General features: G+C 53.4%; 21 protein-coding genes. 9 read left to right on the top strand and 12 right to left on the bottom strand.

Features of this window, described 5'->3' with window-relative positions; genetic code table 11:
* The first annotated feature begins 11 nt into the window (after positions 1–11).
* Positions 12–617, top strand: coding sequence for an aminoacyl-tRNA hydrolase (locus tag FBF27_01465; protein QJU09087.1), 606 nt, complete (start codon positions 12–14; stop codon positions 615–617).
* Positions 618–724: 107 nt separating this feature from the next.
* Here FBF27_01465 and FBF27_01460 read toward each other — a convergent pair whose 3' ends face one another.
* Positions 725–1846: a DUF475 domain-containing protein gene (locus tag FBF27_01460; GenBank protein ID QJU09086.1), complete on the bottom strand. Its 1122-nt coding sequence runs from the start codon at positions 1844–1846 to the stop codon at positions 725–727.
* A 49-nt stretch (positions 1847–1895) separates the two neighbouring features.
* Between FBF27_01460 and FBF27_01455 the strand changes: the two genes are divergently transcribed.
* Together FBF27_01455 and FBF27_01450 are read left to right on the top strand one after the other, a co-directional pair.
* Entirely contained in the window at positions 1896–2939 is a 1044-nt protein-coding gene (locus FBF27_01455) for a permease (protein ID QJU09085.1), read from the top strand.
* Positions 2929–3702 (top strand): TIGR03943 family protein, encoded by a 774-nt coding sequence (locus FBF27_01450; GenBank protein QJU09084.1) that lies wholly within the window; start codon positions 2929–2931, stop codon positions 3700–3702. Before FBF27_01455 ends, FBF27_01450 begins: the two co-directional genes overlap by 11 nt.
* Positions 3703–3763: 61 nt before the next feature.
* On the opposite strand, the gene FBF27_01445 is transcribed toward FBF27_01450, so the two are convergent.
* On the bottom strand, positions 3764–4522 hold the full coding sequence (locus FBF27_01445; GenBank protein ID QJU09083.1) for a methyltransferase domain-containing protein: 759 nt from the start codon (positions 4520–4522) through the stop codon (positions 3764–3766).
* A gap of 67 nt (positions 4523–4589) precedes the next feature.
* On the opposite strand from FBF27_01445, the gene FBF27_01440 reads away from it, so the two are divergent.
* The gene (locus FBF27_01440; protein QJU09082.1) at positions 4590–5039 is read left to right on the top strand and encodes a transcriptional repressor; all 450 of its coding nucleotides are present in this window, start codon (positions 4590–4592) and stop codon (positions 5037–5039) included.
* A 66-nt stretch (positions 5040–5105) separates the two neighbouring features.
* Here the strand turns inward: FBF27_01440 and FBF27_01435 are convergent, their stop codons facing one another.
* Complete coding sequence (locus FBF27_01435) at positions 5106–6089, bottom strand: hypothetical protein (protein ID QJU09081.1); 984 nt, start codon at positions 6087–6089, stop codon at positions 5106–5108.
* A 490-nt stretch (positions 6090–6579) separates the two neighbouring features.
* On the opposite strand from FBF27_01435, the gene dprA reads away from it, so the two are divergent.
* The 5 genes from dprA to FBF27_01410 all read left to right on the top strand — a co-directional run bounded on the left by dprA (position 6580) and on the right by FBF27_01410 (position 14877).
* Positions 6580–7479, top strand: coding sequence for a DNA-protecting protein DprA (dprA, locus tag FBF27_01430; protein ID QJU09080.1), 900 nt, complete (start codon positions 6580–6582; stop codon positions 7477–7479).
* A 45-nt stretch (positions 7480–7524) separates the two neighbouring features.
* Positions 7525–8214: a CDP-alcohol phosphatidyltransferase family protein gene (locus tag FBF27_01425; protein QJU09079.1), complete on the top strand. Its 690-nt coding sequence runs from the start codon at positions 7525–7527 to the stop codon at positions 8212–8214.
* A gap of 66 nt (positions 8215–8280) precedes the next feature.
* On the top strand, positions 8281–10866 hold the full coding sequence (gene topA, locus FBF27_01420; GenBank protein ID QJU09078.1) for a type I DNA topoisomerase: 2586 nt from the start codon (positions 8281–8283) through the stop codon (positions 10864–10866).
* Between the two features lie 240 nt (positions 10867–11106).
* Positions 11107–12162 (top strand): hypothetical protein, encoded by a 1056-nt coding sequence (locus tag FBF27_01415; GenBank protein QJU09077.1) that lies wholly within the window; start codon positions 11107–11109, stop codon positions 12160–12162.
* Positions 12163–12201: 39 nt separating this feature from the next.
* Positions 12202–14877 carry a hypothetical protein gene (locus tag FBF27_01410; protein ID QJU09076.1) on the top strand — a complete coding sequence of 892 codons (2676 nt, stop codon included), beginning with the start codon at positions 12202–12204 and terminating at the stop codon, positions 14875–14877.
* A 58-nt stretch (positions 14878–14935) separates the two neighbouring features.
* Here FBF27_01410 and FBF27_01405 read toward each other — a convergent pair whose 3' ends face one another.
* The 9 genes from FBF27_01405 to FBF27_01365 form a co-directional block, all read right to left on the bottom strand.
* On the bottom strand, positions 14936–15205 hold the full coding sequence (locus FBF27_01405) for a hypothetical protein (protein QJU09075.1): 270 nt from the start codon (positions 15203–15205) through the stop codon (positions 14936–14938).
* A 1152-nt stretch (positions 15206–16357) separates the two neighbouring features.
* Entirely contained in the window at positions 16358–17275 is a 918-nt protein-coding gene (locus tag FBF27_01400; GenBank protein QJU09074.1) for a hypothetical protein, read from the bottom strand.
* The gene (locus FBF27_01395) at positions 17272–18435 is read right to left on the bottom strand and encodes a hypothetical protein (protein QJU09073.1); all 1164 of its coding nucleotides are present in this window, start codon (positions 18433–18435) and stop codon (positions 17272–17274) included. Before FBF27_01395 ends, FBF27_01400 begins: the two co-directional genes overlap by 4 nt.
* Positions 18368–19651 (bottom strand): hypothetical protein, encoded by a 1284-nt coding sequence (locus tag FBF27_01390; protein QJU09072.1) that lies wholly within the window; start codon positions 19649–19651, stop codon positions 18368–18370. The genes FBF27_01395 and FBF27_01390 overlap by 68 nt, the downstream gene beginning before the upstream one ends.
* Entirely contained in the window at positions 19644–20681 is a 1038-nt protein-coding gene (gene mraY / locus FBF27_01385; GenBank protein QJU09071.1) for a phospho-N-acetylmuramoyl-pentapeptide-transferase, read from the bottom strand. Before mraY ends, FBF27_01390 begins: the two co-directional genes overlap by 8 nt.
* 2 nt (positions 20682–20683) lie before the next feature.
* Positions 20684–22432, bottom strand: a complete 1749-nt coding sequence (locus FBF27_01380; protein QJU09070.1) for a penicillin-binding protein 2 — start codon at positions 22430–22432, stop codon at positions 20684–20686.
* A gap of 35 nt (positions 22433–22467) precedes the next feature.
* Complete coding sequence (locus FBF27_01375; protein ID QJU09069.1) at positions 22468–22875, bottom strand: hypothetical protein; 408 nt, start codon at positions 22873–22875, stop codon at positions 22468–22470.
* 195 nt (positions 22876–23070) lie between these two features.
* Positions 23071–23988, bottom strand: a complete 918-nt coding sequence (gene rsmH / locus FBF27_01370) for a 16S rRNA (cytosine(1402)-N(4))-methyltransferase RsmH (protein ID QJU09068.1) — start codon at positions 23986–23988, stop codon at positions 23071–23073.
* Between the two features lie 396 nt (positions 23989–24384).
* A complete protein-coding gene (locus tag FBF27_01365) occupies positions 24385–24798 on the bottom strand; it encodes a hypothetical protein (protein ID QJU09067.1) in 414 nt (137 codons plus the stop codon).
* Positions 24799–24959: the final 161 nt, after the last annotated feature.

Here is a 24959-nt window from a genome sequence, read left to right as displayed (position 1 = left end):
ATACTAAGACTATGAAAGTCATTCTGGCCCTCGGCAATCCTGGCGACAAGTACACCTACACCCGGCACAACGCTGGCTTTCTAGTAGTTGACCAGCTGGCAGCGGAGCAGGGTGCACAATTTAGCAATAAGCCCAAATTCTTTGCGGATATTGCCGAGCTACGTAATTTTACCATTGATTCAGCCACTAGTGCAAAATCACCTGTCACTATACCGCGAGAAAAAATTCTCCTCGTCAAACCGACCACGTACTACAATGACGTCGGTATTTCCGCGCGGGCGATTTTAGATTTTTATAAACTGGCACTGGATGATTTACTAATTATTCACGATGACACTGACCTTGATTTTGGCAAAATCCGTGTCCGAAAAGGCGGCCGCGACGCTGGCAGCAACGGCTTAAAATCGCTTCATGCTCACATTGGTTCTGACTTTTGGCATATTCGTATCGGTACAGACAATCTACTGCGGCGGCAAGTCTCAACCGACCGTTTTGTTATGATGAATTTTAATAGCGATGAATTAACTATTTTGAAAAATTGGGCCATCCCAACGGTGCAAACAATGATTCATGACTTTTTATCCGATCAAATTTCAGCCATAAGCGTCAAATTATAACCCCGACACATCACTATACCATTACGCCTGCGAAATTAAAAATGCTTATTGCAACAATGTCGCAATAGCAAACGCTTCCGCCCGAAACGAAAAATCCCGAAGACTAACTACCGTCGCCTCCGCGGCACAATTTTCGCCGCGCTCTGTTTTAACCGCCGCTCAGCGCTATGTAATTTTGCCGCGGCTGCTTCTTGTAAATTAATCGCTCGCGCCTCCAGTATACTACTACCAACTGCCAAGCTCACAAACAGCAACCCCAAACCGCCCGTCGCCCACTCCGGCAGCTCCAGGTGAAACAACTTAGCGATCATCATCATACCCAGCGCCATGATCGCCCAGTGCGCGCCATTTTCTAGGTATTTATATTTACCAAGCATGCCCGTCCGCAGCAAATACACCGTCAGCGACCGCACCCAAATCGCTCCAGCACCCAAACCCGCCACGATCAGCAGCACGCTACTAGTGATGGCAAAGGCACCGATGACGCCATCGAAGCTAAAACTAGCGTCCAACACTTCCAGATAGAGCAGGCTAGCGAACGCTGCCCAGCCGACCTTGACCTTAACTGACTTAGCATCATCCTCGTGGAAGAATGAGCCGAACAATTCCAGCCCGATGTGCAGTATAATCCCCAACACCGACGAGATCAGCACCAGCGCCCGATGCGGCGGCTCAACCGTAAAGTATAGCACCGCTGCTACGCTAAGCATCAGACACACCTTGAAATTCTCAAACCGCCCGGCCTTAGCCATCCACGGCTCGACATGGCGCATCCAATGCACGCGCTTGTTATAATCAATGAAATAACTGAGGCCAATCATAATCAGAAACGCGCCGCCAAAAGCATCGATCATCGGCGAGGTTTCATGCAAAATATGACCGTATTCCGCCGGCTTATTTAGCGCCAAATCGACCACTTCCATAAAGCCATGACCGCTCGCCACCATCACGATGATAATCGGCAGCACGAACCGCACCACGAACACCGCCACGAAAATCCCAACTGTCAAGAATACCTTTTGCCAAACCTGGCTCATGCCGGCTAGCACCTTGCTGTTGATCACCGCGTTGTCAAAGCTAAACGTAACCTCCAGCACCACCAGAATCGTGAACAACCACAAGCCATTCAAACCCAGCTGGGTGAAAATCAACCCGCCCAACGCTAGCGTCAACAGCGCCGAAAACCAAAAAATCCGAAATGGGTGATGTGAGTGGAGCCAATGTCTCATACTAATTTTTAGTATAGCATGCTAGGCGGGGAGTAGTATAATAGAAACTATGCCGTCACTACAGACAATATATCAGCGCGCTGGCGCCTGGTTCAAAAACCACAGCGACGCGATCCGATGGACTATCGTCGGCTTGTTTGGCATCGTTGTGATGCAGTATGGTTTACAAATTGACCTCTGGCTAATCGCCCATCCACCGCACACGTGGGTCGAGACGTTGGCGCCATTGGCACAGGATTTTCTGACACTAACCTGCAGCGTCATCGTTGAAGCCACACCGTTTCTCATCATCGGCATCATTGTTTCCGCTCTCATCCGCCGCTTCCTACCGCCAGATCGATTGCTTAAAATCCTCCCCAAGCACACGCTCATTCGCCGCATTCTCCTCTCGCTCGTTGGCATCGCGCTGCCAGTCTGCGAGTGCGGCAATGTGCCAGTCGCCCGCAGCCTCCTAGCGCACGGTCTCAAACCCGCCGACGTCATCAGCTTTCTCTTAGCCGCGCCGATCCTCAATCCGATTACCATCATCGCCACCATGACCGCCTTTAGCTTTGAACCGCGCATGGTCTGGTGGCGCATCGGCTTTGGCTTTCTAATCGTCCAGCTGACCGCTCTGATCGTCAGCTTTATTCACCCGAGGCACGTCCTCCAGCCGTCATTTGCTGCCTCTTGCACCGACCGTCATCCAACGACTTTTCGCCACATCCTCGCTGATTCTCGCAACGAATTTTGGCAGCTCACCACCATGCTCGTCCTCGGCGCCATGATCGCTGCCGCCACCCAAGTCTTCGTCCCGCGCTCCATCATCAACGCCGTCGGCGGCGACATCATCCTGTCGGTCATCGCCATGATCGGCCTCGGCTTTGTCGTCTCTATCTGCTCCAGCGTCGATGCGTTTTTTGCGTTGGCTTATGCCCGTATCTTCACCAACGGCTCCGTCCTCGCCTTTCTGCTGACTGGCCCGATGATCGACATCAAGCTGATTCTCCTCATGAGAAGCACCTTCCGTCCGCGATTTATCCTGCTAGTTATGCTCATTATTTTCAGCCTGTCACTGGCGGCAGGAATCGGAGTCAATCTATATGCGCGCTAAGTTCACCCCGTTGTTACGCGCTGGCGGCGGGCTACTCGCCTGTGGCTACATCATTCTCATCGCCGTCCGCGGCCAGCTCGGCTTTTACATTCATCCGCGCTACCATCTGCTCGCCGTCGTGGCGGCCATGACTGGCAGCATGTTACTAATCCTCGATATCATCTTGCAGCTACGCCATAACCCAGCAGGGAAGCGACGAGCCTCCGCCCGCCCGGCACCCACCAAGCATCCAGAAAAGCCGCGGCGTAAAATCTCTCTACTTTCAATCATCACCGCCGGCATCCTCGCCCTGGCCATCATCCTGCCGCCGCGCCCACTGTCCTCGTCCAGCGCTGCCAATCGCGCCACGTCCGGGCCGACCAGCACAACTGGCCGCTGCGACAAACCGGAGCCGCTTGATGGCAAGCCCGTTTCCATGAACCGCTGGCGTAGCGCATTTGATGACTGTCCGAATGACAGCTTTTTTGACGGTGTAACCATTGACGTCACTGGCTTCGTGGCGCGCGACCCAGGCGGCTTTTACGACAACCGCTACTTCGAACTCTCTCGCTTCGTTATCAGTTGCTGCGCCGTTGACAGCACCCCGATCAGCATTCTCGTCAAGACCCCAGACGCCGAGCGTTACCGCAACAACCAATGGCTACGCCTAAGCGGACAGATCAAGCGTGAGCTATCCGGCGGCAAAGCCGTTTACGTCCTCACCAACCCCACCATCACCCCAACCACCGAGCCAGCCAATCCATACGAATTCCTCGGCGTGTAGCTATGTATCATTATTACGACAATGTCTCAATTGGCTTCCAACGCTCTCACGCCTATGCGGCCTACTTGTACACAAAGACTGAATTAATTACCTCATCTGTCGGATGGTATTCCCCCATCAGCTGCACATTCTCAAGGGCATCAGCGTCAAACCCTGGGTAGAGCAGGGTACGCGCCCCATACGCCCCGCGCGCGATTAGTCGCCCGTCTGGTTTAAGCGCTGGTCGTACATGATCAACAATTGCTTGCTTTTCCGCCAGCGTCTCGCCAGCCAGCCCCGCCACATATATCGCATCATATCGCCCCTCATCCAGCGCCACCGACTGACCCAGACCGGTCACAAATTCACCCGGCCAATCAAGCGCTGTCGCAAGGCCGCGCGATAACTCAATTGCCTCGTCCGACGCATCAATATGCGTAATCCGCGCTCCCGTTAGCTGATGTAGCCACCATCCCGTCAGCGGCAACGGCCCGCTACCGATCATCGCAACCTCCGAGGAGTCACACAGCCACAGCCCAGCTCGCCCCAGTAGTCCAATCTCACGCCGCGTCAACTCTTTATAATTCTCATGATACGGAAACTCTTCCAGCTTTGCCCACGGGTTATCCGCCTTCGTGATACGCCTCGACCAGTGTCGTTCCAGCTCTCCCTCGGCTACCGCGCAGCGCTGCTGCACCTGATGGCGCCTATTCTCATCACACAGCAGTGGATCTTCACCGTGCGCCACCACCGTCTTAACTAATTCAGTAAACGCCGCATTCACTTCCTCAGAAGGTGTGAGCTGCGGCAAGCTCAGCACTCGTTCAATACATTCTTTCATAGCTCATCAGTATGGCGTATTGTGTGGCTTATTGCAATTTTGTCGCAATAAGTGCTACAATTGCGACATGGATACCTTACGCGACATCTTTCGCCAAGCCGACCTTCGCCTGACCAAATCACGCTGCGAAGTCTTTACAGCACTCGAATCCATCGACGTGCCACTGACCATCGCCGAAATTGCCAAGCGCTGCCCGAGCACTAACCGCACCAGCATCTATCGCATCCTCGAAACCTTTCACGAGCTCCACATCATTAACACCATCCACATCGGCTGGAAAGTCCGTTATGAGCTCGCCGAGCCATTTATCAAGCATCATCACCACCTCTACTGCACACGCTGTCATAACGCCGAACCGCTAGAGACACCAGAGCTAGAGCGACTCATTGCCTTGATCGGTCAGCGCCATCACTTCCGTGTCGAGCGCCACCACTTTGAACTCGAAGGAGTATGCCAGGCCTGCATGGCAGCTGGTGATACGCAGCCTGGCTCAACCAAGACGACTAGCCAAGCCTAATCGGTCGCCGGCAGCAGTTATCTCAATTCCAACAAACCACACACGGCCAGATATCTCTCCTACAAACTACACCTCAAGCTTTGCCCGTAGCATATCCCGCTCACGTGTCAGCGTCCGGTAGCGCTTGAACGCACCCATCAGTTCGTTGCGTGCTGTCGCGTCTAGGTCAAAAATCGCGAGCAGCACCGAATCAATTTCTTTGACCGCCCGCTGCGCTTCTGACAAATTCGCCACGCCCGGCACCGTATCGAGGTACTCCTCGCGAATCGCTTCAGTCTTTTTCTCATATAGCGCCAGTCGCTTCGCCGGGCTCTCGGCCGCTTTTTTACTCAGCCGGCCCAGCGCCTTTTCGTACTCCTGTCGCGCTGCCAACACCGTCACATAATCAATATTCAGCCCGAACAGCCGCGCCGCCAAGCCGCCGCGCTCCTGCTCAATCGCCGTCATTTCTCGCTCAATCGCCGCCAAGCGCCTCGTTACCTCGCGCCGCAGTTTCTTGACTTGACGACCGGCCCGCAGCCGCTGCCAGCATCGCACCAGTCCCCGGGCCCGCTTGTCCACCACAGTCATACCAACCTCACCGAGCACCGCCCGGTACAGTTCGTACCTCATAAAATCTTCAACCTGCTGCCGACAGACCTCGATTGGCTGCTGAGTAAACGCCAGCGTCCGCTGATACGGCTTTTTCTCTCGCCTTGACGTAAACTGCGACCCCGCAAAGGCCAGTCGCTCCTCCTCGAGCCGCACCGGTATCATCATGGCGATCAGCCGTTGCTGCGACGACGTTTCAGCCAGCAAATCCTCCTGCAAGGCTTGCTGCAACATTGTCGCATTATGCGCCGAGGTGATCGTCTCTAATCTCGGTAACCATTCGTCCCGCCACGCCGTCAACATGTCATGCATCGTGCGCTTGCTACGATTCAGCACCCGCGCGTCTCGTCGAAATCGTCGCGGCACACGTGCCAAGACGGTAGCCGCTTGGGCTCGAAACACCAACGGGCGCTCTTGGCTTAACTTGACTAAGGTATCGTGCTCAATTATCTGCGTCATATGTATTCACTATACTATTTTAGAGACAAAAAGTCAATATTATGCTCACGCATATTCATCTAATGTTTCGCTTTCTGGCAGGTCACCTCACACTAATTCACGCCCAACCTTCACTTACACGGTGCAAGATCACGCCAAAAACCCAACTAAAAAAGCGCCAGGTAAGGGTGGGCATCACCTGGCGCTTTGTTACCCTTCAACCCACCCGAGCTCCCGTCTCAGTGAAGCGTCGTGACTAAAACTCCAAAAGTCCGCGCCTGATTATAATATCAACACCATCCAGTGCTCACCTTAACAGAGGTCGCCTTCAAAAAAGGGCAGTTAAAGGGGTTAGTATGCGCGTAACGTTGAATCGCAAAAAGTGGAGGGTAAGAATACTTAATGCCATTGCGCGCAACCTAACATATTAGTTAGAATAGGGGGTATAAGGTGCTTTTGATTAGCACTTCGGCTAACCAATCGCTCCTGATTATAGCAAGCATTTGACAACATGTCAATACTTTTTATCACAAAAGTCATGGAAATCAATAGAATCCGTCCAGATGAGCATATTTTTACCCAGAGGTTGGCAAGTATTGCTAATCCGCCGAAAAGCTTGTGTTTTATGGGAAAATTACCAACGAGTGGCGCACCGGTAGTAGCGATTGTTGGTTCGCGCAAACCCTCGGCGTACGGCCGGGAGGTGACCGAGCAGCTGGCAAGCGACCTAGCAAAAGCCGGCTGTATCATCGTCAGCGGCCTGGCGCTCGGCATCGACAGCATCGCCCAGAAAGCCGCCCTGGAGGCTGGCGGCACAGTCATCGGCGTCATTCCCAATGAACTGCCCGACATCTCACCGCAAACCAATTACAAACTAGCCATGAATATCATAAAAAACGGCGGTGCTATTCTATCCGAATGGAAAAAAGGCGACGGTAAAGTTGTCAATCGCTGGAGCTTTTTAGAGCGCAACCGCTTGGTCTCCGGCTTGGCTGACGCCGTCATTATCACCGAGGCAGCCGAGCGCAGCGGCACACTCAATACCGCCGCCCACGCCTTATCTCAAGGCCGCGACGTCTTTGCCGTGCCAGGCAACATCACCAGCCCGCTGTCTGCCGGCTGCAACGCGCTGCTCAAACAAGGCGCCCTCGTCGCCACCACTGCCACGGACATTCTCAACGTCATCGCCCCATCAAACGCTCAATCGGCTACCGACCAAGCCGTCATCCCCCTCGGTGAAACCCCGGCCGAAAACACTATCATCGACTTACTCCGGACCGGCCTCAGAGACGGCGACCAACTACAGCAACAATCCGGTCTCAACCCAGCCGACTTCGCCACGGCACTAACCATGCTAGAGATCAACGGCGTGATCAAGCCGCTCGGGGCGAATAATTGGACTCTTAACTAGTATCAACAATGCGTCTATGCTTGTAACATTATCTACTACGATGCTATGCTAGTCCCAATGAGGAGAGAATTATCAAGGCCCAATACAACCATTGAAACGTGCCATAATCCAGACACCCCTATCGACCCAGAGGTATCAGACGACATACTCACGCTACCCAATATCGTTACTACAGTAGGTGGACTATGCAGCATATACGGCATCCGAAACGCTGACACTATTAAGGGTATCGCCGCCTTGATTATTGGCGAACTGTCGGACAAGGCTGATGGAACACTAGCGAGACGCCTCCATCAGCAATCAAAACTCGGTATCAAGCTTGACCCCATCAGAGATAAAGTGGTCGCCGCCACTGCACTCCTAAAGATAGTAGAAGATGGTCTCGCCTCAAAGACTGTCGTTGCATCTATGACCAGCCTCGAGGCGACCAAAGCAATAGCCACGCTCATAGCGGAACAAAAGCACCGCCAACTCCCCAGCCAGGCCGAACCGCTCCGACCAACACAGGTTGGCCGCATCAGTGGCGCCCTCGTGTCGACCGCGACATTATTATACATACTCAGCGGCTCGGTAGAGTCATTTGGCCACGAGAAAACAGCAAAGGTACTCCGTAGCCTCGGTGACGGAGTATCTAAAATATACTTACCAGTTGCCGGCCTAGCAGCTGCTCAATATATGATACGTGCCGCCAAACTCAGTAAGCAAGTCAAGGAAGAAATACGCCAACAGCAATAAGAGGCTCTCGCGCCCAAACACCCTCGGCGGTTGTGGTTGCGAGGTGATTTGATATAATATAGAGTTATGAAAAATCTCGTCATCGTCGAGTCGCCAGCCAAAGCTAAGACCATTGAGAAATACTTGGGCAAGGATTTTCATGTCTTATCAAGCGTGGGACACATCCGCTCAATCGTCAAAAAAACCAAGGACGGCACGCCGCCAATTGATGTGGCGAATGATTTCTTCGCTATCTACGAAGTCGATCCCGAGAAAAAGAAAGTTATCACCGAGCTAAAGAAAAACGTCAAGGCCGTCGGCAAAGACAACGTCTGGCTGGCCACCGATGAAGACCGCGAAGGGGAGGCTATCGCCTGGCACCTCTGTAAAGTGTTGGATTTACCGATTGAGACAACCAAGCGCATCGTCTTTCACGAGATCACCAAAGATGCCATCACCAATGCTATCAAGAACCCGCGCACTGTCGACATGAACCTAGTGCAGGCGCAGCAAGCCCGGCAAATCCTCGACCGGCTGGTTGGTTTTGAACTCAGCCCGGTAGTCTGGCAAAAAGTACCGGGCGGCAAGTCAGCCGGTCGCGTCCAGAGCCCGGCAGTGCGGCTGCTGGTCGAACGCGAACGAGAAATTATGAAGTTCGAGGGCAGTTCACAGTTCAAGGTGACCGCCATATTTATCCACGACAATCAAGAATCCAAAGCCGAACTCAACCAAAAATTTGATTCCGAAGCAGCCGCCCATGAATTCCTAACTGGCCTCAAGCCAGCCACATTCACCGTCAGCGACATCTCCAAGACGCCCGGCACTCGCAACCCAGCCGCGCCGTTCACGACCTCGACTCTGCAGCAGGAGGCCAACGCCAAGCTTGGCTTCAGCTCCAAAGCCACCATGGCCTCGGCCCAGCGGCTCTACCAAGACGGTAAAATCACCTATATGCGTACTGACTCGGTCAATCTGAGCGGGCAGGCCATCGCCAGTGCGACTGATTTCATCAAGCGGTTGTACGGCCCGGATTATTCGACTGTGCGCAAATTCAAAACCAAATCCGCCTCAGCCCAAGAAGCCCACGAAGCCATCCGCCCGACCGACATCACCCGCGAAACCGTCACCTCCAACGAGTATGACCAAAAACTCTACGACCTCATCCGCCGCCGCACCCTAGCATCGCAAATGTCGGCAGCAAAATTAGAGAAGACCACGGTGGTAATTTCTATCGAGAAAGCGCTCGTTTCACCATCCTCCTCCAGAGTACACTCTTCACTCGCATCTCCACCGGAGATGGCTCGTGAGCGTTCGGCTGAAACGTCCGCTCCTCGCGAACGTTTCACAGCCTCTGTCGGAGGAGATGAAACGAGCAGCACCGACTCGACCGATCAGCTGAAGCCTCGAGCGACATCTCAGAAAAAATCTGGGCTGGCTTTAGCGGGTCCCGGATTATTTTATGACGATGTCCGAGAGGCAACCGTGACAGATCTTTACTTTGAAGCCAAAGGCGAAGTCATCACCTTCGACGGCTTCCTGCGCGTCTACGGCGGCGGCAAAGACGAACTCTTACCAAAACTCCACACCGGCGACACGCTTGAAACGCACGACATCACCGCCCGCCAAACCTTCGCCCGGCCACCGGCCCGTTACACCGAAGGTTCACTCGTCAAGAAGCTTGAAGACCTCGGCATCGGCCGGCCAAGCACCTACGCCACCATCATCGACACCGTGCAAACCCGCGGCTACGTCGAAAAAGGTGACAGCGAAGGCCAGCCGCGCGACGTCATCGTCCTCAATTACAACGGCGAAGAAGTCAGTCGCGACATCGTTCAGGAAAAAACCGGTTCCACTCGCGGCAAGCTCATCCCAACACCAAGCGGGGAACTAATCGCCAACTTTTTGACCGACCATTTCACACAAATCGTTGACTATGATTTCACCGCCAATGTCGAAACTGAATTTGATAAAATCGCCGCCGCTGACCTAGCGAAAAGCGCCATGCTGCACGGATTTTACACGCCGTTTCACAAATTAATCGAACAGTCAGGCGGTATCGACCGCAGTAAAGTCGGCGCTAACCGTGAAGTCGGCATCGATCCAAAGTCCGGCAAACCAATCCTGGCGCGCTTTGGCCGCTTTGGCCCAATGTTGCAGCTGGGCGCCACTGACGACGAAGACAAGCCGCGCTTTGCACCACTACCGAAGGGTGCGAAAATCGAGACCGTCACCTTAGAACAAGCACTAGAAATGTTCAAATTGCCGCGCGTCGTCGGTCAAACCGAAGACGGGCAAGACATCAAGGCCAACATCGGTCGCTTTGGCCCGTACATCCAAGTCGGCAAGCTCTTCGTATCCATCAAACCCGAGAATCCGCACCACATCACCCTAGAAAAAGCCCGCGAACTCTACGCCGCCAAGCTCCAGGCCGAAGCCGAGAAGCACATCGCTGAATTCTCAGATGGCGTTAAAATCCTCAACGGTCGCTTTGGCCCGTACATCACCGACGGCACGAAAAACGCCAAAATCCCCAAAGACACCGACCCAAAAACCATCACTCACGAGCAGGCCTTGGAACTCCTAAAAGCCGCACCCGCGAAACCAGCTCGCCGCGGCCGCGCCTCGGCCAAATCATCCAAATCCCCGAGAAAAAGCAGGCGCTCAAAGAAGTAATTGACCCACAAAATAACCCAATCAAGCCACATTTCATTAGTGCTGTATAGACCACATTCCCATAATTCACAAAATTAAAAACTATCACACCATTTCATTGCAAAAATTGTTAAATACATGCTATAATTATGGCGTACTATACGACTTGCTTGACACGAAAATATTTTATTGTATAATAGCAATATCGTCATATATCAACATAACTTCTGAGGTGAGGCAGAGAGGATTTAACATAAAGCCATGAGCGACACACAAGAACAGAGCGCACCAGACAAGCAGCTTCGGCAAGCAGCCGAGGATGTTTTGGCGCAAATTCCGCAGGAGCGTGAGAAAGAGATTATTAGCCGTCGCTTTGGTTTATACGGCAGCAAAGAGACGCTGGAGCAGATCGGCGACATGCTCGGGATCACTCGTGAGCGTGTCCGCCAGCTGGAGAAGGCTATCCTCGTTCGCCTGCGCCTGTTGGTGGCTGATGGCGGTATACCAAGTGCCTCGGCTGCTGAAAAGATGGTCACTTCACACCTGTCGGAAATGGGCCGAGCCGCACCACTACATAATCTCGCCAAGCATGTCCTCGGCCGGGATGTCACCGATAGCGAACGATCCCATGTCGCCTTTATCGCCGAGCTCAATCCATCGATCAACATTATCACCGAAAACGATGACTATTACCACTCAGCCATCATCGGCACGCCAAACGACGAGAAGAATATCAAGAAGCAAGTCGAAGAAATTGTCAAAGCCATCAAACAGCACGGTGAGCCGGTTACCGCTGAGGAACTACACAAAACGCTCAATTACGAACACCCATCCAACATTGCCGCACTCGCCTCGATTAGCAAGAAACTAGCCCATCTCCGTGGTCTGTGGGGCCTGATCAAGTGGCCGCTCGTCAACCCAAAAACCATTCGTGACAAGATCTTCGTCATTCTCGACAGTAACGGTCAGCCAATGCACTTCTCGGACATCGCTAAAGCCATCAAGGACAGTGACTTCAAACGCAAAGATGTCACCATTCAAGCCATCCACAACGAACTCATCAAAGACAAGCGCTTCGTCCTGATCGGCCGCGGTATTTATGCCCTCGAATCGTGGGGTTACGCTCGCGGTACCGTCGCCGACATCATCGCCAGCGTCCTACGCGAGGCCGGCGAGCCGCTGCACCGCGATGAAATCGTGAAGCGCGTCCTCGACAAGCGTCAAGTCAAAGAAACCACCATTCTGCTCAACTTGCAAGCCAAACCGCAATTCCAACGCTCCGCCAAGGCCACCTACATTCTGGTCAGCGAAGCCTAAGTTTGCATTTATCTATAAGGGGTGAGATAATGAAATAGCATGGAAATTATCTCTTCGATGATTAGTTTTTTAACACAGTGGTACGTCTGGATACCCATCACAGCCGTGCTGTCATTCTTGACGTGGCGCAACTATCAGCGGGCCGACGAATTCGAACCGACCGAGAGTGTGTTATTAGTACTCGAAATCCCCAAAGCCAACGACAAGAAAGAGCTGGCCGCCGAGCAATTATTCGCCAGCCTGCACGGCATCTTGCGCGACAAACGCGAACTCAAATTATCAGGCGGGCGGCAGGAGCATATCAGCTTTGAAATCGCCTCGGTCAACGGTCAAATTCGTTTTTACGTCTGGGTACCCCGGACGCTACAGAGCTTCGTCGAGGGACAAATTTACGCCCAATACCCAACCGTTCAAATCCACGTCGCCAGCGAAGATTACACCGAGCACGAGCGTGAGCACTCCACCGTGTACACCACTGAGCTAACCTTGACGGCGCCAGAGTTCTTGCCAATTCGCACCTTTCAAACCTTTGAAGTCGATCCACTGGCGGGAATTACCGGTACGCTAGCCAAGCTAGAATTGACCGGCGAGGAACTCTGGGTGCAAGTGCTCATCAGACCGATCGCCGACAGCTGGCAACAGTCCGCTGATCGCTGGATCGCTAGCGTCAAGAGTGGGCATAAACTTATCCCCGGACTCGGCGGTGGAGGCTTGCAATGGATTGGTACGCTACTCGAGGCCCTCTGGAGACCACCGGGCCAAGGAAGTGATGGCAAAAAAGCGCCCGAGCTATCTGAGCGTGACAAGACGCGCGTCTCTGAGGCAGAGAAGAAGGCCACCAAATTGGGCTACGACGTCAAGATCCGCCTGGCGTACCTTGGCGAAGATCAAACCAGCGCCAAACTACATATGCAGGCGCTGGTCGGTGCTTTTAAGCAATTCAACTCAACCAACCTCAACGGCTTTCGCGCCGTCAAGGGTGCGTTCGGCAAGGAGTTTCTCGACAAGTACCGCAAGCGTGCGTTTTACGGCGATGGCTACATCCTGAACATTGAGGAGCTGGCCTCCGTCTTTCACTTACCGCACACCAATGTCGAGACGCCGAACATCGTCTGGGCCAGCGCCAAAACCGCCGAGCCGCCATCCAAGCTGCCCGTCCTGACCGGCAGCGACGCCAACGACGACCAGATTTCCGCCTTTGGCGTCACCAATTTCCGCGGCATCAACCACCAGTTCGGCATGCTGCGTTACGACCGCTCGCGCCACGTCTACATCATCGGCCAGACAGGAGCGGGGAAATCCGGATTATTGGAATTATTCGCGCTCAGCGACATTTTTCACAGCCAAGGCTACGCTATCATCGACCCACACGGCGACTTCGCCATCAACAACATGAAATTCATCCCCGGCTCACGGCTGAACGACGTCGTCTATTTTAACCCGGCCGACACCGCCTATCCGCTTGGCTTCAACCCGCTGGAAGTCACCAACCCGAACCAAAAAACCAACATCTCATCAGAGGTCATCGGCGTCCTGAAGCGCATGTTTGGCGAGAGTTGGGGGCCGCGACTGGAGTACATCTTGCGCTACACCATCCTGGCACTGCTCGACCGGCCAGAGACGACCATGCTGGACATCACCCGCATGCTAACTGATAAAAACTTCCGCAAGGAAACGCTGGGCTATTGCCGCGACACTGTGGTCTTGCAATTCTGGAATGTTGAATTCGCCAGCTGGAACGACAAGTTCGTCGCCGAGGCCGTCGCACCAGTCCTCAACAAAGTCGGCGCCTTTACTGCCAACCCAATCATCCGCAATATCATCGGCCAGCCCAAATCCACCTTCAACATCCGCCAAATCATGGACGAGGGCAGAATTCTCATCGTCAATTTGTCCAAGGGCCTCATCGGCGAAGACAACGCCGCCATCCTCGGCTCATTCCTAGTCACCAAGATTCAGCTGGCCGCCATGAGCCGCTCGGACATCCCAGACATCCGCGACCGCCGTCCATTTTACCTTTACGTCGACGAGTTCCAGAACTTCGCCACTGACTCATTTGCCACCATCCTGTCCGAAGCCCGCAAGTATGGCCTCAACCTGACCGTCGCCAACCAGTACATCTCACAGATGAATGAAACCGTGCGCGACGCAGTCTTTGGCAACGTCGGCACTATGATTTCATTCCGTGTGTCTGCTGACGACGCACCAATCCTGGCCAAGCAATTTGAGCCGAATTTCGAAGCAGTCGACCTCTTGCAGATGCATAATCGTAACTTCGTCATCAACATGGTCATCGGGGGAGAGAAGACCCCAGCCTTCTCCGCGCGCACCCTCGAACTCCCACCAAGCCAAGCCGACAACACGCCGCACATCATCGAACATTCACGGCGCATGTACTCGCGAAACAGGGAAGACGTCGAGCAAGAAATTGCCGCCGTCATCATGCCGCCACGCCCGCAAAAGCAGCCCACCCAGCCGCGCCCACAAGCCGTCGCCGCAGCTGCACTAGCCCAGCCCGCTCAGGCGGCCACTAGTCAACCGGCACAGGGAACCACGGCCACTAACACCCAACACCCCGCACCACAACCCGAACCCGTCACAGACAGCGGCGAAGTCATCTTGCAAATCCGCGGCAACAGCGCATTTGAATCAGCAGCTACCGACACCGCCACACCAAAGAAACGCCGACGACGACGGAAGAAGAGTTCGACATAAGTATAATTTATGGCTTACACACCAGAGATTCCTCTAGATCGTCTCATTATGAAAAACATCAGCTACCTGCAGTATCCCGATCGTCCTGGGCATTTCTGTTTATAGAAGCACGAATAAGCTCGATGAGTTCTTGATGCCCTTCATAATCTTCCCCCTCCTCGATACGACGCATGATTTCCGCAAATAGTTTATCGTGGAGATCACGACTTTCTTCACTTAGCTCTGGTTCAGTAGGAGTATCGTCTAGGTCCCATTCGCGTAGCGCTGAATCAACAAAAAGATCCGCCCCGCCGTCTGGAACATAGACCCTTGTTTTATCTTTTATCATTTTTTCTTCCGAAAAGCTTCGATAACCCCATCTTATCTCCCTTTATAATTATAGCACATACGAAACGATAGGGAAGTAACCATAATTTAAACTATGTTTAACTATAAACCCCCTTCTCAAACTAGATACAATTCAAGTTACTTGGAAATATATAGAACAAAAAGCGAACTTATCACATTAGCGGTTCGGGCGGCCTCAGACTACCGAGATTAACGCACGTGCAGGCTGTGTCGCCCATATATAGCAAGCCTGGATGGATAATACGGCAACGGGTACGATAACGACCAGAAGCGCTCAATCACCATAAAACATAAAACGCCGAGGTAATAAAACAAATCTAAGTTTTCAGTAAATTCCGCAAAACCACATTTGGTAGATTTATCCGTCAATCACGGTAACAGCACGGGGCGTCCAGTAAAGGGCAGTCAAAACTAGACCAGGCATTATATACAAAACAAAAAATATTATCGCGAAGAGACGATAGAGCATACGTCTTTTCGTAGATAATTTAATGTCGCACAAGGTAGCTTTTACGTATTATAGTTATTTTGATACGCTAAACCTCGTTATACATACACTTAATATACTAATATACCCCCTTTATAACTTTTTCACCTAACACCTCTTTACGGCGGGGGATCTCCTCTGGGTTTTCACCGCACTACGGTGAGTGCTAATACGGGACACGTTCAAGCACCATAAACAAAACGGAGACCACGCCAACCACTTTCAAGCGATCAGGGGACTTTGGGAGACTGAGACGCCAGTATTGTCTCGTCTCTCAAATAAATATCCTTACCGAACTGAACGTCGTTACGGCCTAGGCAAACTCGTAGACTTTTCCACATCACAAGGCACCCAGCACACGGGTATATGGCACTTTTGTTTGTCCACGAGGTGCGCACGCGACAAATACGGCGTCCCGCCGGCTAGGCTCATGACAAATATTTGACTTTTTCCTATTTTATTCCCCTGCTCTATTTTTCCACAAGCACCTTATTTGATTTTCTGCTATTTTGATATTATAACTATGTTTTTCTTAATCCTCTGATAAACGAACAAAAAGCGAACTAGCGGAGTAATGGGCTCCGTCTCTACCCTATTGGTGGCTCGACCTACAACCCGCGCGAACGAGTAATTCACCCCTGCCCGCTACTTATAAAACACTCGCTGATTGACGCGCACATCGATATATGCAGGAGCCGCGCCACTACTCTGGAAGAACGCCATGGCCTTGACCGCTTGCGCTACCTGCGCTGCCGCCTCCCTGTCGGTGGTCATTTTAATGCTATATGGACGGCCCTTGATTGACAGAAGCGCCTGGCGGACGGTGTTTTGCGGCAGGATAATTTCCGTAACCTCTAGCTGGTGCTCACGAAAGCCGGCGACAGCTTGACCAAGAAAGCTAAGGAAATGGCGATTGATAACCTCCTGGCCGGCGGCAGTCGGCACACCGCTCTGGTCTTTGACGATGACTGACGGCGAGCTCGCGTAGGTGGTCGAGAATGTCACGCCTGCATCGTCAACAAAATAGCTTTTATCACCAGAAGTCCACTGGACGACTGGCTGGCGAAAGGTAAGTTTGAGGCGCGGCCTGACGAGCTGATCGGCCTCGAGGCGAACCGTCTTGACCTCCGGGGCTTTCTCGAGGAAAAAACTAGCCAGCGACTGGTGATTCAGTACAAACAAGAATCGCTCGACCGGACGTGCACTGAGATATTCATCAATGAGGCGGTGGTAGCGATCGGCCTCTTTGGCGCTCGCCGCATCTGGCGTTTGCACTGATACCGTGACGGTACATTGCCACGCAAGTAGGGCGGCGATAATAATCACCAGTACACTACTCAATAGGACGATCCACCGCATCTGGCGACGTCGAGATTTCGCATGCTGAACCGTGCGCTCTGAGGTCTCGACTGGCGAGGCGGTGTGCCGGGTGTTGAGGTTACGATTGCGGCGATAGGCTGTTTCAAATGAGCTGTCCTCGTTAATTAGCGCCGCTTGACGACGAGCCGCAATTTCGCGGCGTGTGGTCGGCGTAGATTTTGCCCGAGAAAAGGGTAATTTCACCGACGTCTCCCCTGTCGACGAATGACGGTGAGGAGCATCGCTGCCATGTCCTTGGCGGCGTTGGGCTTGGCAAACGTACCGATGTTTCGCTCGAGGCCGGCCAAGATCCGCGGCGACTTGACGAGGCCAATGACCTTCTTGCTCAGCACCTCTGGTGTCTGCTCCAGCGTCGACTCCTCAATGATCACTGCCGCCAGCGCGTCCTGATATACCTTGGCATTCTTCAGTTGATGACCAGCTGTCAACATACCGTTCGGCACGATCACCGCTGGTTTATGAAGCGCCGCCAGCTCCAGCAGCGTCGTCGCACCGGCCCGCGCCACCACTACATCCGCTGCCGCCAATACTTCGGCCATACCGTGATGGACGAACGCCTCTAAGCGCCAGCCCGCTCTCTCGTCAGTCCGCTCCTTCAGGTCGTCAAACTGATGCTTACCAGAGATCAAGAACACCGACGCCTCAGCCAGCAGCTGCTCGCGCGTGGCTACCGCTGCCTCGTTGAGGCGCGCTGCCCCCAGTCCACCGCCAGTCACCACCACCAGTGGCCGCGCCGGATCAAAGCCAAGCTTTGCCTTTAGCTGCCGCCGCTCAGCCGCGCTATATGGTCGAAATTCCTCAGCCACCGGAATGCCGACATACTCCGCCTTGACGTCAGGATAATTATAGTGCTCCAGCGGCGCCCCGGTGCCGATCTTGGCAGCAAATGGCGCCAATAGCCGATTAGTTAGCCCTGGATGCGCATCCGAATCATGCAGCACCAGCGGAATCTTCAGCAGCCGCGCTGCATAGCCAACCGGCAGACAGACGTAGCCGCCCTTGATAAAAATCACATCTGGCCGCCACCTGAGCAACTTACAAAAGCTCTGAATAAATCCAACCCCCACCAAAAAGATATCGCGCAGATTCGGTAGCAAAATTGATGGACGAAGATGAAACGTCATGCTTTTACCGTGGTAGCGGCGGATTTTGCCAGCGATAATCAACTCAACCGGGATCGCCTCGTCAAATTTACCAAAAATACCGCGAGCACTAGCGCCAAACTTCCGATCACACCAAAACCGCAATTCGTGATCACCCGATGATCGCAACTCCTTACACACTGCCACGACTGGCGTAACGTGTCCGCCCGAGCCGCCGCCGACCGCCAAGATCTTTGCCACTTCCCTCTCCTTCCATTAATGGTTTGTGCGCCGTATAGGCTGACAGTTGAAATGCCAGACCCAGCGCCGCTGCGATAAATAACATGCTGGTGCCGCCATAACTGAGCAGCGGCAGTGAGATACCAGTCATCGGAATAATCCCCGTCATCGAGCCAATATTCATCAGCACATGCGACGCCACCCAGCCAAACACGCCCGCCACCACTAGCCGCAAGTGCATATCAGCCAGCCGCGACGTCACCTTGAGCAGGCTCAGCAGCAGCGCCGAAAACAGTGCCAAGATAACCAACAGACCGACAAAACCAAACGTCTCACCCATCACTGCAAAAATCGAGTCGTTAATCGCCTCCGGCAGGTAGCCCGTCGCCTGCACGCTTTTACCGATGCCGAGGCCCAGTAGGCCACCCGAGCCGAGGGCGATGCGCGCCTGCTGGATATGATAATTATTTTCATCCCGGCTGGCTGATTGATGCGTATCACCCTGGATAAAGGTCATCACCCGCTCGATGCGGTGCGGCGATGAGAACGTCAGCACCAACGCCGCAGCCGCGATCACCAGCACGATGCGTCGCAGTAGCCGAGCGTCCATCCCCGACACCGCTAACACCGACAGTACCAGCGCTACGAGCGACACACCCGTCCCCAAATCTTTCTGCAGCACCACCACCACAAACATTGACACCGCCATAATAATACCAAGCGGGATCAGCGTCTCGTTGATATCGTTGAGTTTGCCTTGGCGCACCCGCTTGGCCAAAAACCCAGCCACAAACAATAGCAAGCCAAATTTCAATAACTCCGCCGGCTGAAAACTACCCAGTCCACCCAGATAAAACCAGCGGTACGCACCGTTGGTGTCCGATGCAAACGGCAGATGCAGCAACGCCCCACAAACCACCAACAAGAAACACGCTGCCAAGCCCGCGATGAACAGCCGCTTGGCCCACGTCTCGGTCAACCACCGATACGGCAATATCGCCGCCACACCAAACGCCACCACAGCAGTGATGACGCTGGCCAGCTGCTTATTAAAAAAGAAGGTGTCGCTATAATTCGCGCCGTGCGTATGATTCAACACATTCGCCCGCTGCGGCCCCAGCGCATACATCACCACCAGCCCCAACATCAACAACAACCCCATATACAGCACGATCTGATACATCGGCCGGTGTCGACGCACCGCCTTGGCGGTTGAGGTGGTAGTGCGGTTATGCAATATGACCCCCCGCCAGAGCCAGCATCACGCCGATAAACGCCATCACACAGCCAATCACCCAGAACCGCATCGTCACTTTAGTTTCCGGCCAGCCGCTGGCCTCTAGGTGATGATGGATTGGCGCTGACAAGAAAATTTTACGCTTAAAGAGCTTTTTGCTCACAATCTGGATCAAGCTCGAGCCTGCCTCAACCACAAACAACAGCCCAATCACCGGCAGCAACAGCAATGAGTTGGTCAGCATCGCCACCACCCCCAAGCTGACCCCATAGGCAAAGCTACCAACATCGCCCATGAAAAACCGCGCTGGATAGATATTAAACCAGAGATAACTCAGCAGCACACCAACTACCGTGAAGCAAAATCCCGCTAGCAGTACCTGTTGCTGCAGCAAGGCAATCACCCCGAAGGCCCCAAAGCTAATCCCCAACAGCCCACCGGCCAAACCATCCATGCCATCAGAAATATTAACCGCATTGCCAGTCGCCACCACCGCAAAGGCAAACAGCGGGATGATCAGCCATCCAATCGCCACGTCGCCCATGAACGGCACGTGAAAACTTGCCACACCGAGCTTAGTATAGAAAAACCAGCCAAGGACGATACCGATAAGCATAATCAGCGCAAATTTCACCGGACTACGTAAGCCGGCTGCACCACCGCCCAGCCCGCGTAGATTAATAACATCATCAATAAGCCCAACCGCGGCACCGCCGATCAACGCCGCTAGTGGCAGCCATGTCTGCGCTCGATCTAAATTACAAGAGAACGTCACCACAAAAATCGAAATAACACCGATAACTCCGGCCATTGTTGGAATATTTCGCCGCAATTTTGCCGCTTGGAATTTAGCAAAAACCTTCAACTCTTTGCCGTCGGTACTCTCTGAGCGCTGCCGCTTCCAGAATCGATATCGATAGGCAAAAAACGTATAAATTGGCGTCAGAAACATCGCTAGTAAGAACGCCCCGACACTGAGCAAAAATACGTGTGTCAATTCGTTGGTCATTGTTTGTAAAGCAGTTGCCATGGCTATCCCTTCGGTGCTAATTTCATATAATCAATCATCCAGTTGGAGATATCAGTAAAAATTGGTGCAGCGTGAATGTTACCCTGTAAGTTCTTGCGCTTGCCAGGCGCCGCGACACGTACCATTATGACATACTCGGGGCGATTTGCGCCACCATAGCCGATATACGTCGCTACTGTTTCGTCCATAGTATAGCTACCATTGATCAGTGTCTCTGAGGTACCAGTCTTGCCGCCGACATCATAGCCCGGCTTATCTTTATCGGGCATACGCTGATTGAGAACCGCCCGCGCCGTTGACAGCATACCACGCATCGTGGCTGATGACTGCTCAGAAATCGTCCTTCGTAGTAGCGAAGCAGCTGTTGGCTTCAGGCCGCCATTTACGTCCACCGTTCCAGCTACCACCGTCGGTCGAAAATACTGCCCGCCATTCACCACCGAACAAAACGCACTGGCTGCCTGCACCATCGTCGCATTCATACCCTGCCCGAACGTAATGTTAGCGTAATTCACCTCCGCCCCCGGCCGATTCGGCGCGTAGAGCAGCCCCAGCGCCTCCGCTAGCTCAATCCCCGTCGCCTCACCGAACCCAAATTTGTCGTGATAATACTCATACAGCGTCTGCCGCGCACCTGGGGTGATCGTCGATCCATCGCCCAGCCGCCGCGCAATCGTGATCATGCCGACGTTGAGCGAATTGTTAAACGCACTCTGCATACTCGTCGTGCCGCCGAGGCCCCTTAGGGCATTACAAATTTTCCGATCCCCCACCTCAGTACAATCAGTGTTCGAGTACGTTGACTGCGGCGTCACCACACCCTTATCAATCCCCGTCGCCATACTGAACGTCTTGACAATGGAACCCGGCTCAAACGGCAGCATCGTCGTCGCGTTACTAAACACTGCTGCATCTTTTTGCTTGGCGTACTCGGCTGGATTATACGTCGGATAATTTGCCATCGCTAGCACCTGCCCACTATTCGGATTCATCACTATCACGCTACCCTCGGCCGCGCCAGCCTTGTCGATACCTCGTTTGAGCGCTTCTTCGGCGTGACTCTGCACATTGCGATCAATCGACAGCGCCACATTCTCGCCCGACTTCGCCTCGACACGCACGTTATCCTTACTCAGCGTCAGCGGTACATTACGCACGTCCGCCACCGTTTTGAGTAGGCCATCACGGCCCTTCAGCCTATCGTTTAGCGCCCCTTCAACCCCGTACTGACCCTTGCCCTCAGCATTCACGAAGCCTAGCACCTGCGCCGCCAGCTGCCCCTCCGGATAGTTGCGAATCGACCCCTTTTGATACAAGATACCGACAAAATCCTTGGCCTTTAACTTCTCGGCCTGGGTGCGTGTGATGTTGCGCGCCAGCACTTCGTAGCGAGAGGTGGTGCGCTCCAGCCGCTTGGCCGCGTCACTCACTACCTCGCCACCGGCAATTTCCTGTAGCGCCGCGATAATCTGCTGGCGCTGCTCCTGCTTGACCGTCTGGGGATCAGCGATAACCGTATAAACTGTTTGGTTGAGCACCACGGGAACGGGCGCGCCGCCATCCATCATATATAGCTTGCCCCGCTCGGCCGGAATGACAAAATGACGCTGCTGACTGGCCTGAGCCAGCGACACGTATTCGCTGTGTTTAATGATCTGTAGATAAAACAGCCGCATCACAAAAATCGCCATCATCCCCAACAGAATGATAGCGAGTACGCCGGTTCGAGATTGCGTTAAGTGACGTTTCATACCGCTTGTCCTATTGTACCACTTTTACCCCCAGGCTAGCGAGCGTAGTTCGTTTGCGTCGGTGTTTTCATCGCCGAGGCGACGTTGCTATGCTTGACCTTTTCGAGTGCTGTCAGCCGCGCATTCTGTACCTCTAGCTCTGACTTTTTCGTCGCCAGCTCATTCAGCTGTGAGTCCAGCCCCTCCGCCTCGTAGCCATAGGCCGTCGTCTTGGTCGCCTGCGTCAAGTACACCAGCCCCAGCACCATAATCATCAGCGCCACCAGCACCGTATGTGCCACTGGCCCGAGCTTGGTCTGTGATCGAAAACGGGTGGCGTTCTGGTTACGGCGAAGCTGCGGCCCAGGACGACGCGGGGTAAATGTGGTGGATGAGCGTGTGTGCATAAATAATTTCTGTGTGTGTTTACTATTGTTACGTTTGGTTTTTGGGTGGCGCGTCATCAAGACACGAGAAAATATAGCCGGTCGGCCCGCCCTCACCTTAGGGGAGCGAGCCGCCGAGCTTGCATACTTTTTCCGGGAAAACTATCAAGCGAGCTTATTAGCCGCGGCGTACCGCAACGGTCTCAGCTGCTTCTGCGTCCTGGAATTGTACTTTGATGTGGATTGGCATGGTGTCGCCCTCCTTCTTTTTGTTTATGTTTTCACGGCGTAGCGAAACTGAGCGCTTCGACTGCGCGGATTGTGAACATCTTCTATTCCAGACACCGGTTTTTTCTCTGGGATGATCAGCTCGGCCTCGTAGCCAGCAGCTGCTTGCTCCCAGAAATATCGCTTGACCAATCGATCCTCCAGACTATGAAAACTAATTATCCCAACTCGCCCGCCCCGATTAAGAAGGCGTGGCAACAGCGGCAATAATTCTTCAATCAGCCGAAGCTCGTGATTGACCTCAATGCGTAGTGCCTGAAAGGTGCGAGTCGCCGGATGATGTTTCATCCCGCCGCGACCGACAGTGTGCTTGATCAGATCAGCCAGCTCGGTCGTCCCCCGAATCGGCCTGACACCAACAATCGCCAACGCAATTCGCCTAGCCCGCCCGGGACTTTCCTCGCCGTAACGAGTCATCAGCCGCGTCAGCTCATCAACCGAATACGAATTGACGATATCCGCTGCTGTGATTTCCGTCCGATTGTCCATCCGCATATCCAGCGGCCCGTCAAACCGAAACGAAAAACCTCTCTCTGCTCTGTCAAGCTGCGGTGACGACACCCCCAAATCAGCCAAAATCACGTCAAATGTACGTCCCTGCTTGACCAAATCCTGCGCTGCGCTCACAAAATCCTTGTGAATTAGCGTCGCGCCTTTTTCAGCCAAATCGCCCAGCGTGCTAATCGCGTTATCATCGCGGTCAACCAGCACTGCGCCCAAGTAATTATCCGTCCTCTGTAAGAATTCCCTGGCATGGCCGCCGTAGCCAGCCGTCAGGTCGAGATACCTCTCGCCTTTAGCTGGCCGCAACCTATCCAAGGTCACCTCAAGGAGTACGGGAACATGAATCGGTTCGCCTACCTGAAGCGCTTCCGACTGTGGTGGATGTTCTTTAATACTCATAGCAAAAGTATACCATCCCGTAAGCCGATCCGCACGAGCGTAAGCGAGCTTTAGGGGGAGGAGGTAGCGCAGACGAATTTAGTTCGGCTGGCTACCGGAGGGGCGAGCCCCTCCTCTTTTGCTGCTCGAGATCACCTAACTGGATATTTAATTCTGGCTGTTTTGTATTTGTGTTTTGTTTGTTTTTGTTGTCTAAGAGTGGAAATGTGATGATTGTCAGTGACAACCATAGTTTCCAAAAGAGACTTATGTGTGAGGTGGAGTTTTTTGGGAGGTGTTTTGAGGAAAGAACGTTGCCGTTTTTATCGTGGAGCAAATTGCCACCTGCCATCTTCAAATACCCAGATAGTTGATCTCGAGAGGTTTCCAAATTGTTAAAGTACTGACCCCGGCTAATCAATCCGCATTCTCAGCCGCCATCAGCCGAAAATACGCGCCCGCCCGCACCGCCACGACTTCCCGGTCAATACCAGCATAGTCGAGTAGATGCTGTTCAATCGTCACTCGCCCCTGTTTCTGGTCGAGCGCCGAGGCGGTTTTACCGCGGCGAAACTTGACGTTCAGGTCGGCCACGCGCTCATCCAGAATACTTCCGGTCAGCGCGCCCTCCACTTCCCGATCCCAGACTTGCTGTGGATACAAGTGAAGATAGTTGCCAAACCCGCGAGTCAACACGACGCCGGATGCAAACTCTGCCCTGAGCTCGGCCGGGATCGTCAAGCGCCGCTTGTCGTCCAACTTTCGCTCAAAGTAATCTGTCTGCACGTCGCCCTTCCTCCGTGGTAGATTAGTTGGTTTTTCGTAGTGGATGTTTGTTTTGGTTGGTGATTTCCATCAACTTTCGTTCCACTGACTCCACTATACTACCCACAACTACCCACATGCAAGCCTTTTTACCCACTTTCTACCCATTTCCCTACCAAACAAAAACTTTTCCACGATTCTGTGGAAAAGTCTAGTGGTGCTGTGCT

This window comes from Candidatus Saccharibacteria bacterium oral taxon 488, assembly GCA_013100805.1.
Classification (GTDB): Bacteria; Patescibacteriota; Saccharimonadia; order Saccharimonadales; family Saccharimonadaceae; genus Nanosynbacter.
The sequence above is the reverse complement of the archived record's forward strand: the minus strand, read 5'-3'. Positions and strand labels throughout refer to the sequence as shown.

Coding starts and splice junctions, on each gene's coding strand:
- FBF27_01380 (QJU09070.1), bottom strand. CDS start 22,432: ATGAAACGTCACTTAACGCAATCTCGAACCGGCGTACTCGCTATCATT.
- FBF27_01415 (QJU09077.1), top strand. CDS start 11,107: ATGAGCGACACACAAGAACAGAGCGCACCAGACAAGCAGCTTCGGCAA.
- FBF27_01445 (QJU09083.1), bottom strand. CDS start 4,522: ATGAAAGAATGTATTGAACGAGTGCTGAGCTTGCCGCAGCTCACACCT.
- FBF27_01435 (QJU09081.1), bottom strand. CDS start 6,089: ATGACGCAGATAATTGAGCACGATACCTTAGTCAAGTTAAGCCAAGAG.
- FBF27_01465 (QJU09087.1), top strand. CDS start 12: ATGAAAGTCATTCTGGCCCTCGGCAATCCTGGCGACAAGTACACCTAC.
- rsmH (QJU09068.1), bottom strand. CDS start 23,988: ATGAGTATTAAAGAACATCCACCACAGTCGGAAGCGCTTCAGGTAGGC.
- mraY (QJU09071.1), bottom strand. CDS start 20,681: ATGGCAACTGCTTTACAAACAATGACCAACGAATTGACACACGTATTT.
- FBF27_01375 (QJU09069.1), bottom strand. CDS start 22,875: ATGACGCGCCACCCAAAAACCAAACGTAACAATAGTAAACACACACAG.
- FBF27_01425 (QJU09079.1), top strand. CDS start 7,525: ATGCTAGTCCCAATGAGGAGAGAATTATCAAGGCCCAATACAACCATT.
- FBF27_01460 (QJU09086.1), bottom strand. CDS start 1,846: ATGAGACATTGGCTCCACTCACATCACCCATTTCGGATTTTTTGGTTT.
- topA (QJU09078.1), top strand. CDS start 8,281: ATGAAAAATCTCGTCATCGTCGAGTCGCCAGCCAAAGCTAAGACCATT.
- dprA (QJU09080.1), top strand. CDS start 6,580: ATGTCAATACTTTTTATCACAAAAGTCATGGAAATCAATAGAATCCGT.
- FBF27_01440 (QJU09082.1), top strand. CDS start 4,590: ATGGATACCTTACGCGACATCTTTCGCCAAGCCGACCTTCGCCTGACC.
- FBF27_01405 (QJU09075.1), bottom strand. CDS start 15,205: ATGATAAAAGATAAAACAAGGGTCTATGTTCCAGACGGCGGGGCGGAT.
- FBF27_01455 (QJU09085.1), top strand. CDS start 1,896: ATGCCGTCACTACAGACAATATATCAGCGCGCTGGCGCCTGGTTCAAA.
- FBF27_01450 (QJU09084.1), top strand. CDS start 2,929: ATGCGCGCTAAGTTCACCCCGTTGTTACGCGCTGGCGGCGGGCTACTC.
- FBF27_01410 (QJU09076.1), top strand. CDS start 12,202: ATGGAAATTATCTCTTCGATGATTAGTTTTTTAACACAGTGGTACGTC.